The organism is Rhizobium jaguaris, from assembly GCF_003627755.1.
Classification (GTDB): domain Bacteria; phylum Pseudomonadota; class Alphaproteobacteria; order Rhizobiales; family Rhizobiaceae; genus Rhizobium; species Rhizobium jaguaris.
The window spans coordinates 192,897-204,934 of sequence record NZ_CP032694.1 but is presented as its reverse complement, the minus strand read 5'-3'; the positions used below and the strand labels follow the sequence as shown (position 1 = coordinate 204,934).

At 57.1% G+C, this 12,038-nt stretch carries 11 protein-coding genes; 9 read left to right on the top strand and 2 right to left on the bottom strand.

Annotated elements, in window-relative coordinates:
- Positions 1 to 7 precede the first annotated feature (7 nt).
- Positions 8 to 1,033 (bottom strand): LacI family DNA-binding transcriptional regulator, encoded by a 1,026-nt coding sequence (locus CCGE525_RS00990; RefSeq protein WP_120702651.1) that lies wholly within the window; start codon positions 1,031 to 1,033, stop codon positions 8 to 10.
- Between the two features lie 441 nt (positions 1,034 to 1,474).
- On the opposite strand from CCGE525_RS00990, the gene CCGE525_RS00985 reads away from it, so the two are divergent.
- The 8 genes from CCGE525_RS00985 (at position 1,475) to CCGE525_RS00950 (ending at position 9,350) form a co-directional block, all read left to right on the top strand.
- Positions 1,475 to 2,467: a sugar ABC transporter substrate-binding protein gene (locus tag CCGE525_RS00985; RefSeq protein WP_120702650.1), complete on the top strand. Its 993-nt coding sequence runs from the start codon at positions 1,475 to 1,477 to the stop codon at positions 2,465 to 2,467.
- Between the two features lie 108 nt (positions 2,468 to 2,575).
- Complete coding sequence (locus tag CCGE525_RS00980) at positions 2,576 to 3,529, top strand: ABC transporter permease (RefSeq protein WP_162950101.1); 954 nt, start codon at positions 2,576 to 2,578, stop codon at positions 3,527 to 3,529.
- A 70-nt stretch (positions 3,530 to 3,599) separates the two neighbouring features.
- Positions 3,600 to 4,550, top strand: a complete 951-nt coding sequence (locus CCGE525_RS00975; protein WP_120702648.1) for an ABC transporter permease — start codon at positions 3,600 to 3,602, stop codon at positions 4,548 to 4,550.
- 70 nt (positions 4,551 to 4,620) lie between these two features.
- On the top strand, positions 4,621 to 5,409 hold the full coding sequence (locus tag CCGE525_RS00970; RefSeq protein WP_120706183.1) for an ATP-binding cassette domain-containing protein: 789 nt from the start codon (positions 4,621 to 4,623) through the stop codon (positions 5,407 to 5,409).
- Positions 5,410 to 5,620: 211 nt separating this feature from the next.
- The gene (locus CCGE525_RS00965) at positions 5,621 to 6,646 is read left to right on the top strand and encodes a Gfo/Idh/MocA family oxidoreductase (protein ID WP_120702647.1); all 1,026 of its coding nucleotides are present in this window, start codon (positions 5,621 to 5,623) and stop codon (positions 6,644 to 6,646) included.
- Positions 6,643 to 7,605, top strand: coding sequence for a sugar phosphate isomerase/epimerase family protein (locus CCGE525_RS00960; RefSeq protein ID WP_120702646.1), 963 nt, complete (start codon positions 6,643 to 6,645; stop codon positions 7,603 to 7,605). The genes CCGE525_RS00965 and CCGE525_RS00960 overlap by 4 nt, the downstream gene beginning before the upstream one ends.
- Positions 7,606 to 7,632: 27 nt before the next feature.
- Complete coding sequence (locus CCGE525_RS00955; RefSeq protein ID WP_120702645.1) at positions 7,633 to 8,607, top strand: aldo/keto reductase; 975 nt, start codon at positions 7,633 to 7,635, stop codon at positions 8,605 to 8,607.
- Positions 8,604 to 9,350: a creatininase family protein gene (locus CCGE525_RS00950; RefSeq protein ID WP_205587415.1), complete on the top strand. Its 747-nt coding sequence runs from the start codon at positions 8,604 to 8,606 to the stop codon at positions 9,348 to 9,350. Before CCGE525_RS00955 ends, CCGE525_RS00950 begins: the two co-directional genes overlap by 4 nt.
- Before the next feature lie 685 nt (positions 9,351 to 10,035).
- On the opposite strand, the gene CCGE525_RS00940 is transcribed toward CCGE525_RS00950, so the two are convergent.
- On the bottom strand, positions 10,036 to 10,932 hold the full coding sequence (locus CCGE525_RS00940; RefSeq protein WP_120702643.1) for a DMT family transporter: 897 nt from the start codon (positions 10,930 to 10,932) through the stop codon (positions 10,036 to 10,038).
- A gap of 155 nt (positions 10,933 to 11,087) precedes the next feature.
- Between CCGE525_RS00940 and CCGE525_RS00935 the strand changes: the two genes are divergently transcribed.
- Positions 11,088 to 11,975 (top strand): LysR family transcriptional regulator, encoded by an 888-nt coding sequence (locus CCGE525_RS00935; protein ID WP_120702642.1) that lies wholly within the window; start codon positions 11,088 to 11,090, stop codon positions 11,973 to 11,975.
- The last annotated feature ends 63 nt before the right edge of the window (positions 11,976 to 12,038 follow it).

Genomic DNA, 12,038 nt, shown 5'->3' with positions numbered 1-12,038 from the left:
CGGCCGATCAGATGCTGCAATTATATTTGGTGTAAATCTTGATCTCGGTTGGAGAGAGGGTTGGGAGTGGATTTCGATCCAAAGCCGCTTCGATGCAACGGACTGCCAATACCACTTCATGATGGACGTCGTGGCCGATGACGATGTCCATCAGGCCCGTTTCAAGCAAAGTCCGGGAGTTTGAATTCAGTTCATGGCCGATAAACACGGTCTTGCTGGCGAGACCGCTCTCCTCGATAGCCTGGCCAATACCGAAGTTGCCGCCCGCCACGTTATAGATGCCGAGAGGCGGACCATGACTTTCGATATACTGCATGAGATTCTTATGGGAGTAGGAACCGTCGTCATTCGAGTTCAGCCGGTCTTCGATGTCGAGATAGGAAAAGTCGGACCTCAGCACGCGCCTGAATCCGAGTTCGCGCTCTTCCTGAACCCTGTAGGGCGCACTGAAAACGATAAGAATTTTTCCCTCTCGCTGGCCGACAAGCCTTCCCATCAAGTGAGCGGCAGTCGCGCCCCCTATTGTCTGATCGTTGCCGACGTAGGCCAAGCGCCCACTATTCGGCAGATCGGTTGTCAGGCATACCAACGGTATCTTCTTGCTTACGTTCCTCAGCGCCCGATTTATCGTCAAATCCTCGCGCGCGACGACAACTAAACCATCGCAATCGCCGGCTGCCCTTTCAATCTTCTGCGCGAAGCTTACCGGATGGACCTCCGATGTATTCACCCCCTCGAACGTGCATTCGATTGTCGGGTTCTCATTTTGATATCGAACAGCCGCTAACTCGAGTGACCTATTGTAGCTTGTCCCGGAATCCGACAGGAAGTGAATCACCCTCTGCCTGGGCTGCGCATTCGTCGAGCTTGGAGTTGAAGTCAGCCGACTGACGGCGTCCATGACCTTAACCCTTGTCGCCTCCTTAACGCTGTTTCTACCATTCAGGACCCGGTCCACCGTAGCGGTACCCACACCGGCAAACTTCGCAATTTCCGCAATTGTCGGGCCTTTCCAAGATGTCTGATCGCTCATTGGGTGCCTCCTTGATCCCTATCTATGATGTGATTTAAATCACGTCAATCAAAACGAACACGAGATAATCAGAAATCGGAATGAATTGCTGCATATGCGAAGCATGTTGATTTTCTTTACATCAAAAACTACCGTTTTTCTAATTTACTTGATGCCTATTGAATGATTAATTGACCATCGTTCGATCAAAATAACTCTGGAGGAGTATCGGGTCGAACAGACCGGAGGAGAACCTCATGCTCAACAAGAACTGTCCAACCTGACACCTGCGGGCTGACTTGTCGTCTGCTCCATCACCGACTGGTGCTCCGCATCAGGCGACGGGATGGCGCGCCCGTGTTGAACATAGGCTATTCGCCGGAAGGCTGGTTCCGGAGGTACCGGATCCCGTTGAGCTTCGTCTAACCGAGGTGCAGCATCGCACTTCCATGGGAGGAAATCATGAGATTGAGAGCCGCGATTTTTGCGTTGGCAACGCTGGTCGCTTTATCGTTGTTGGGCAACAGCGCTTCTGCCGAAGAGAAGAAGTACACTTTTTATCATCTCCTCTGGGGCATGAATGATGCCAACGTCCAGTTCCACATCAAGGCTGGCGAAGAATATATGAAGTCGCATCCCGATGTGACCATCAAATATGTCGGACCGGAGAACTACGATCCGGCGGAACATGCGAAGTTCCTCGACACCATTCTAAGCTCCAAGCCTGACGGGATTGCTCTTCATATCTCGAGCGTCGACGCGCTGTTGCCCGGCCTGAAGAAGGCCAAGGAAATGGGTATTCCCGTCGTCAGCGTCACATCGCATCCCCCGAGCGAAGAGGACAACAAGAAGCTCGAAGGCTACTACCTGACCTGGGTCGGCGCGGACGAGCAGCTCATCGGCAAACGCATGGGCGAATGGGTCGTCAAGCATGCCAAACCCGTTCACGTCGTCTACCTTATGGGCCATCTTGGTCACGCCGGTCATGAAATGCGCGCCAAAGGCTTCATCGAGGCCATGCCGCAGGGCGTCAAAGGAGAGCGCGTGGCGATCGGCGACGAGCCGGAACACGCTAAAGACGTTATCCGCTCGTTCCTGACTGCCAACCCGGACGTCAACGTCATCATGGGCGGCGCTCCGTTCAACAAATGGGTCAGCGATGTCGTTGACGAACTTGGACGGAAAGACATGGTGCTTCTGACAAGCGATGACGCACCCTCCTCGCTCGAAGCTGTCGACAAGGGCGTCTATGCCGCGACGTTCTCGCAGGAATTTCCGATCCAGGCGCCGATGGCCTACGAGGTTCTGTACAACTATCAGAAGACCAAGATGTATCCGGTCGCTCCGATCGTCACGGGACCGATGATTGTCGACAAGGACAACGTCAAGCTCTTCAAGGACCTCGCGCTCAAGATTTTCGGCGAAGACAACTACTACAAGCTCTCGCCCTATTGAGATGCCCAACGTGATCGACATGGCCGCGTGGCGGCCATGTCGAGGAAGGCGCACAGGACCCGCGGTAGCCCTGTCCTTACCCTACGAACTCTCGCGAATGGAAAAGTCATGTCCATCCACAAGCTGATCATCGGCAGAGTAGAAACCAGCATCATTTTCGGAACCATACTCGTGGTGCTGTTCTTCGCCATCGGCACCAAAGGTATCTGGCTGTCCAATCTGCCGAATATTCTTGCCCTGACATCCTTGGTCGGGATTGCGGTCATCGGCCAGTCCCTGCTGATGACATCGGGCGAGGTCGATTTGTCGGTAGGATCGGTCTATGCGATCGCCAGCGTCGTCTTTCTGATGCTGATGGACACCGGACTCTGGATCGTTCCGGCGGCGCTTGGCGCACTGTTGTTTTCCGCCCTCGTCGGGCTTCTGAACGGCGTCTTGGCAACAAGATTCAAAGTGCCATCCATGATCGTCACGCTTGGCGCCATGTTCATCTGCCGGGGCCTCGTCTATATTCTCACCAGCGGCCTCAGCCTAAGCATCCCGCGGACCTATCGCGGCGATCTGCTGATCTGGCTTGTCGGGGGCAAGAGCTTCGGAATCAGCCATTCAGTCGTTCTGCTATTGATTTTGATGGCTGCGTTCGTCTTCGTCTTGGCGCGTACTCGGCTGGGCAGCCACGTTCTCGCCGTCGGCGGCGAACCGGAGAGCGCGCTTGCCAACGGCGTGTCGCCCGCGAAAGTGAAGATCATCGCCTTTATCATCTGTTCCGTCCTGGCTGGTTTGGCAGGCCTCGTAGCGACCTGCGCCTCGGGTTCCGTCTATTCGAGCTCGGGGAAACTGATGGAGCTGGACACGATCGCCGCCTGCGTGATCGGTGGATGCAGTCTGCGAGGCGGCGTCGGCTCGATTTGGGGACCGGTTCTTGGCGTCTTCGTCCTCTCGTCGCTGAAGGGAGGGCTGATGATGATGGGCGCTCCGCCCTACTGGTACATATCCCTGGTCGGCATGATCCTTATCGGTTTCCTGATCGCATCGAGAAGTCTTAGTCCGAGGCTGCAGTGATTTCGGGCTTTCCTAGATCAAACTACGAGGCGCGGATTGCGCGGCCAATGAATTCTCGGAGGTGACACAGATGAATAAGTTAGGGGCAAGTCCCGAATCTATCGCGGTTCTGAGTTTCGCGGCGCTGTTCGCACTGTTCGCCGCTCTGCTTGGTAATGTGTGGATGACCAACCTTCCCAGCATGCTGCGCGACGTATCCTGGTTGGGCATCGTCGTTATCGGCCAGGCGATTGTCATCATCAACGGCGAGTTCGACCTGTCGGTAGGATCGGTGTTCGCTTTCGTCGGTCTTGTCTTCGTTCTGTTGTTGAACCTCGGCTTCGGAGACGTTTCGGCCTTCGCGATCGCGATGGCCGTGGCTTTAAGCATTGGATTCGTCACAGGCGTCGTGACGTGGTTTTTCAAGCTGCCTTCGCTGCTCGTGACACTGGGCTTTCTCTTCGTCTACCGAGGATTCGTACAGTTCTTCACCTCCGGCTTTGCCGTTTCCATACCTGACGCGGTAAGAAGTGACGTTCTTGTGTCCTTCTTCGGCGGTGCGTCCTTCGGCATACAGAACTCCGTCTATATCTGTGCAGTCCTTATTGTGATCGCAACCTTCGTCCTCACCAGAACCAGGTTCGGAAGCCACGTTCACGCGGTCGGTGGCGACATCTGGTCGGCAATCGCCTGTGGCGTTCTGCCAGGCAGAGTCAAAATATGGACTTTCATGATCTCCGCGGCGTTAGCGGGTTTGGGCGGAATTGTCGCCGCCTGCGCCTTGTCGTCGGTATCTCCGACCACAGCGGACGGGATGGAATTCGAAGCCGTCGCCGCGGCAGTCATAGGCGGGTGTTCGCTTCGTGGCGGAATTGGCAGCGCGTGGGGTGCGGTACTGGGTGTCGCCACCCTCATGGCCTTGAAGGCCGGCCTTATTCTCATGGGCACAAACATCTTCATCTACCAACTTCTGCTCGGTGCAGTGCTGGTATCCCTGATCGCGATCAAGGGAATCTTCCCTACGTTCTTCGCGGTGCGTTGAGACCAGCACCTGCTTCCAAATACGAGAAAGGCAATCCGAGATGCTTCAATCCAATAGTTTCCGCGGGAAGATGAACCCGATCATCAAGGTCCAGAACCTTGTCAAAAAGTTCGACAAGTTCACCGCGCTCAAGGGCATCGACCTTGAGGTGTTTCCAGGCGAAGTGCATGCGCTTCTCGGAGACAACGGCGCCGGCAAGAGCACCTTGATCCGCCTGCTCTCCGGCTATCACATCCCGACTTCGGGCGAGATTATCGTCGATGGTACGCCCGTCCATTTCAAGAGCCCCCGCGACGCCTCCGCAGCAGGGATCGGCACAGTTTACCAGGACCTGGCACTTAACGCGCTGATGTCGGTGTCACGGAACTTCTTCATGGGAAGGGAACTGACCGTCGGGGCCCGATTCCTCGGTATTCTCGACATCAAGCAAATGGACGAGATCGCCGTGCAGGAGATGCGTAAGATCGGCATCAATGTCAGCGATCCACGCCAGGCAGTGGGAACCATGTCCGGCGGCCAGCGTCAAACGCTTGCCATTGCTCGCGCAATCTATTTCGGCGCCAAGGTGCTCATCCTTGATGAGCCGACCTCTGCTCTCGGACAGAAACAGCAGATGGAAGTCCTGAAGACAATCATGCGTGTCAGGGCGCGCGGGGACATTGCCGTCATCTTCATCACCCACAACGAAGTCCATTCGAAGCTCGTTGCCGATCGCTTTACCTTCCTCTCTCTCGGCAAGGTAATCGGCAGGGGCACGAAGGAGGATCTCGCTGGCGAGGATATCCGCCATCTGATGGCTGGCGGTGTCGAAATGGCAGACCTGGAAAAGGAAATCAGCTCCATCACGGCCAACGCATAGACTGGCAGTCAATGTGGCCACGCCGACAGCACAGAGATTGAAGCAACACCTGCGAAGCTGACGCCCGGCCTGAAATCCGCAGGGCCGCCAGACCCCGCTCGTTCTGGCCGGATGTCGTCGGAAATCGATCGGCACGGCGCTTAGCCGAGATTTCCATTGAGCCCGAAATCACAACGTCCTGCAGAAGGACAAGGAGTAAAGGAACCGTCTAATGTCCATCAGAATTGCGGTCATCGGCGCTGGGATCATGGGTGCCGACCATGCGCGGATCATCGCCGACGACCTGCCTGGAGCCAAGCTTCAGTTGGTCTGCGATGCATCCAGAGAGCGTGCGAAGGCGGTCGCTGATCTTTACGATGTCAAGGAGGTGCTCACCGATCCGGAAGCGGTGTTCATGCGCGGCGATGTCGATGCCGTCGTCATCGCCAGTCCCGACACGACGCACGCGCCGCTGTCTCTTGCTGCGATCCGAACCCAAAAGCCGGTTCTCTGCGAGAAGCCGCTCTCGCAATCCTCGGCCCAGTGCCTAGAAGTGATAGACGCCGAAATCGAATCCGGACGACAGTTCCTGCAGCTCGGCTTCATGCGCCGCTTCGACCAATCCTATCTCGAGATGAAGGAATCGCTGTCCGACGGTTCCATCGGGCGCGCCTTGATGATGCATAACTTCCACCGGAACGTGGAAACGCCGGCATCGGATTTCACAGCGGCCATGGCCATCACCAACTCCGCGCCGCATGAGTTCGATGTGACCCGGTTCGTGCTCGGCACGGAATATGCCGCAATTACCGCGTTTCAGGCACGACGAACCGATGGAGTCGTGGCGCCTGTGATGATGGTGCTCGAGACCATCGAGAGCCAGCTCGTGTCCATCGAGGTCAATAACAATGCGGCCTACGGCTATGATGTGAGAGCCGAATTGATCGGCGAAATAGGATCTGTGTCGCTCGCGGCTCCCATCCACTCCCGCCGGAACACCAGCCTGAGCCAAGTGACGCGGTACGACGCCGATTGGCGGCTGCGGTATTACGAGGCCTACAGGCGCCAGAACAAAGCCTTCCTGAAATTCGTCAACACGGGCGTATTTCCCGCTGGGGCATCGAATGCCTGGGACGGCTACTGCGCGGCAGTGATCGGCGAAGCCGGCGCCAAATCCCTGCGCGAAGGAAAGCGGGTCGAAATCAAACTGGCTGAGATGCCTGAGTTTTACGGAAAGAAGAAGGAGTTGGCAGCATGAAGCTCGGATTTGTCTCGGATTCGCTTGGCAATCTCAAGTTCGAGGAAGTCCTCGACACAGCAGTCAGGCTTGGTGTCGCGGGCGTCGAAGTAAACACCGGGAACTGGTCGTCCGCTCCCCATCTGGACCTCAAAGGACTGCTCGGCAGCGCTGAGCAGCGAAAGGATTTTGTTGAGGCTTTCACCACGCGCGGCCTTGAAGTCATCGCATTGAATGCGAACGGAAACCAACTCCATCCGACCGACGGCGCACGCCAGTCGCAGGTGCTCGAAGATACGATCAGGCTGGCAGGTCTGCTCGGCGTCAAAAAAGTATGCCTTATGTCCGGACTGCCGGCCGGATCAAACACTGACTCGACGCCTAACTGGATCGTGTCGTCCTGGCCACCGGAGACCCAGACGATCCTGTCCTATCAGTGGAACGACGTCGCCTTGCCGTACTGGCGCAACCTGGCGAACTTCGCTAGGGAACACGGCGTCGAGAAGTTTGCGGTCGAGCTTCACGGCAACCAGCTCGTCTACAATGTCCCTTCGCTGCTGAAGCTCCGCAAGGAGATCGGACCTATCGTCGGCGCGAACCTCGATCCGAGCCATCTCATATGGATGGGAGCCGATCCGCTTGCCGCCATCGACGCACTCGGCGACGCGATCCACCATGTCCATGCGAAGGATACCTATCTCAATACGCGGGTACAGGCGACGACAAGCCTTCTGGAGAATGGCTCGTTGATGGATATACCGGCGCGCTCATGGAGCTATATCACGCTCGGATACGGCCATGGGGAAAGCTGGTGGCGCGAATTCTGCTACCGCCTCCGGATGAATGGATACGACGGCTGGCTTTCGATCGAGCACGAAGACGTCATGCTGTCGAGCATGGAAGGCCTGGTTCGTTCGGTTGACCTCCTCCGCGGTGTCGCTCCGACCGAGGCAAGCGACTATGCCCCGCAACCCATCTGACAAGTTTCCAGAACGAGGCGCAAAGCTATGAAATATCGCACATTTGGAAAGACTGGCTGGCAGGTCAGCGAAATCGCGTTCGGCGGCTGGCAGCTCGGCGGACAGTGGGGAAACATCGACGATCGCGAGTCCATCGATACGCTCCTCTATGCCTTCGAGAAGGGCATCAACTTCGTCGACACCGCCGAGTCCTATGGAAATGGCCGGAGCGAGGAAGTCGTCGGCAGGGCTCTGAAGGAATGGCGTGGCGGCAAGATTTACGTTGCGACCAAGGCCGCACCGGTTCGCTGGCCGCCGCCCTCGGAAGATCGCGCCGATATGCGTGGGCGATATCCGGACTGGTATCTGCGAGAAAATGTCGAGAACTCGCTGAAGCGCCTCGGCGTCGAGAGGCTCGATCTCTTCCAGCTCCATTGCTGGCTCGCAAAAGGGACCTTTGATATCGATTGGCTTGGAACGCTGAACGACCTCCGGCTTGAGGGAAAGATTGACCGGATCGGGGTATCCATCCGCGACAACAGACCTGAAGACGGCGTAGGCCTCGCGAAACTCGGCCTCGTCGACTCGCATCAGGTCGTCTTCAATATGTTCGACCAGCGCCCGGCAGGAGATCTGTTCAAGGCAGGGGCGAAGACGAACACCGCGTTCATCGCGAGAGTGCCGCTTGACAGCGGCTCCCTGGTTGGAAATTGGACCGACGACACCAATAAGACGTGGGAGCCCGACTCCATCCCCGCCTGGCTTTTCCGTGGAGAGCGTTTTGCCGAAACGCTTCGGCGTGTCAGGGCTCTCAAGACGCTTTGCGAGCCCTATTACCCAACATTGGCGGAAGCCGCGATGCGGTATGTGCTTAGCGCACCGGAGCTGTCGACCCTGATCCCCGGCATGAAGAACAGAGCCGAGGTGGACATGAACATCGCCTATTCGGACGACGGCGCGTTTCCCGCAGATCTCCTGGCAGCCCTCCCGCAGCACATCTGGGCAAGGAATTTTTACCAATGATGCCGCGTCACTCTGCCCACCGCATCGAACTCTTGAGACCGCACCAACTGCGAGACATCATCGAGGTTGCACCGGTCGCCTACCTGCCACTCGGCACATATGAGTGGCATGGAGAGCATCTGCCGATCGGGCTCGACAGCCTGACCGCCCACGGGGTCTGCCTCGCCGCTGCTGCAAAGACCAACGGTGTCGTCCTGCCGCCGCTCTACTACGGAACCGGCGGCGGTCACGGTCACTACCCTTTCACGATCATGATGGCCAGCGACGCGCAAATATCGGCGCTGGTAGAACACTCGTTTGCGCGCCTTGAGGCTTTCGGATTCAGGCTTGTCGTGTTGTTTACCGGGCATTTCGCTCCGACACAGGTGGAGATGGTTCACCGGCTCGCCGAACAATGGAACTCCAAGCGTACGGCTTTGAAAGTGCTCGGAATTTCCATCAATGAGATCCCTTGCCTAGCCTTGCCTCCAGATCATGCCGCGCTGTTCGAGACGACATTGCTATACGAGCTATGGCCGGAGACCGTCGATATTTCGCGGCTGCCTGCACTTGAGGGCGCTCCGATGCCGGAAAGCGATAGCTTCAGCGAGGCGCGTCACGATCCTGACCATCCGCTGCATGGCATCATAGGGCCAGATCCGAGGACGTTCTCGCGTGAAAACGGGCCTTGGCTGCTTGAGGACGCCGTCAATTGGCTTGCAGCGCAGGTGTCGAACGCATCCGCGCATAGTGGTCGAATTTGAAGTCGCAGGGTGCAGAGAGGCTGCACCCTCCATCACACAGACCACAAAGTGATGGGCATGTGAACCTGGCGGCGCCCTGATACCGCTCAAACATGTGATCAACGGAGTTGTGAGGTACGCAGAGTGTCAGAACTTGCAACATTCATGCCTGATGCGCAGAACGAGCCTGCCACAAAACAGCGCCGGCAAACGACGCGTGCGAACCTGCCCCCGAGCGTCGAGGATATCAAGACTATGATCGTCAAACGACAGCTTCAGTTTCCTGAAAGATTGGAGTTGGTCATGCGCGTTCTTTTTCACAGACCCGACATCATCGCCTTTGGGACCGTGGCATCGGTCGCGTCTTTCTGCGACGTTTCGAACACGACGGTCGTGCGGCTGGCAAAATGTTGCGGATACAGAAGCTACACAGAAATGCGAAACGCATTTAGAGATCACATGAAACGGCAGATATCGAAGGCGGCTGGCGTTGAAAGATTTGGGCCGGACGTTGAGTATTGAAGTGCAACTGGCGGAACGCCATAAGGCGGGTAACCGGTGTTCTTCCCCCACGTGGTCCGCCGTCACCTGATCTGCGATGGGCTTTCCTTGGACGACAAAGGGAGTCCTGTGTCCTAACAGGGGCAGGAATTGGCCGCCAGCAATCTACGTCCAATTCCATTGTCACCGCCGCAATACGCAATGCTTAGTTCCGCGCCGTCATCCAAACGCCAACCAAAGTAACTGCCAGCCCAGCAAACATTGCAGCAGTCAGCGGCTCCGAGAATAGCATCCATGCCCAGAGCATCGTCACGGGCGGGCTGAGGTAGATGGCTGCGCTCACCTTGGCAACCGGGAACAATCGCAGACTGGTATAGTAGACTGCATATGCGAGGAACGTTGCGATCAGGACTAGCCAGGCAATCCCGATTGCAAAGTCTCGGGTCATTGGTGGAGCAAGGCTGCCCTGTGTCAACGCGCACAGGCCGAAGAGAACCGAACCCGTCAGGGTCTGAATACAAAGGCTCTGGTGGACCTGCATATGTTGCGTCTTGCGTCTCCTGTACAGGACGGAGGCGACGGCGAAGACCAGCATCGAACCTACCGTCAGACCGTATGCCCATACTGGGGCCGTACCGAAATTGAGACTGTCGAAGGACACGATCAAAACGCCTATGACGGCAATCACAGTACCTACCCACTGCCGGGAGGACAGCCGCTCCCCGAGAACAGGTTGTGAGAGCACGGCGATAGCCAGCGGGAGAAGGTCGGCGATGAGAGCGACCAGCCCCGTTGGCACTTTTTGCTCGATAGCCAAAGCGAAGCCTCCCAGATACAGAAACACGGCCATGACGCCGAACAGAGCCTGATCGCGGATCGCACGCATGGACATCCTTGGCCCGAGAGCCAATGCAAAGGGCAGAAGGATCAGTCCTGAAAGCAATGTCCGCCAGAAGAGCAGAAGCATGACGCTCGCCTCCTGGTTGGCATACCGGATGCCGACGAAGCCAGAACTCCATCCGATGATGAGAAGGGCGGCGAGCAACGGCCATAATAGAGGATGGCGGCTTGCGGTGGCGGAGGAAAGAGCAGTATCGGTCATGGGCCTCTGTCGCGCGTAAAGCGATCACCGGTAAGGGGAAAGCACGACCAGTGCACATGACAAATATCGATGGACGCATGACATCTTCTTAAACAGTGTCATGGTTGCTATAGCCTGTGGTAAGTTCGCTCCGATAAAGCTAAACGGATAGGACAATGAACGAGCTGAACGGTCGCCGACTCGAAATCGATGCTCTGCGGGCGCTTTCCGCAATCCGCCAACATGGGGGTATTACCAGAGCAGCGGCCGCGCTAGGTCTTTCGCAGTCCGCCGTCAGCCATAAGATCAAGCGCCTCGAAGTCAGCCTCGACTGCGAGCTACTCGGGCGGAAAACGGGCGCACCGATGTTCACGGCTGCTGGCGAAGACCTGCTGGACTACGCTGGACGCATCCTTGGACTGCACGACGAGGCGCTGTTAAGTCTGTCCAAAACTCCGCTCGCCGGAAGACTTCTACTCGGATTCACCGAAGACACTGCCTGTACCGACCTTGCTCGCACCCTTGGCCGCTTCAGGCGGCTTCACCCGAACGTCTCGGTCCGAACCAAGGTACGCATGAGCCTGGTCCTTCGCGCCATGCTGGAGCGCGGCGAACTGGATGCCGCCATTGTTCAGGTCTTCAACCATGAAGTACGCCCGACAGACGTCGTCCTCTACCGGGAAGGCCTTCACTGGGTGAAGCATCCCGAGCTGATGATCCGGCAGAATGAACCGATACCGTTTTTGTCGTTCGATGACGAATGTTTCTACCGACAGTGGGCGCTCGACGTAGGCCAGGACGATGCGGTTCTCGAAACCGTATTTGAGTGTTCAAGCGCCGCCGGTATTGTGTCTGCCGTCAACGCGACAATGGGTGTAGCGTTGCTCAGTGACCGCCATATCCATGGCGAGATGCAGATAGTGACCGACCGACTGCCTCTGCCACCATCCTTGGCGTACGTTGTGCGGCGGGCACGCAAGTCGAGAAATCCGGCTCTCGATAGCTTGGTACGAGAAATCGAAAGGGACATTGGTCGCCAAGGCGGTTTGGCCCTAACTGGCTGATGGTGGAAAGCCTAGTGATGGCGATAGGTCCCGGCAGGCCGCCAAACTGCCGTCCATCGACAT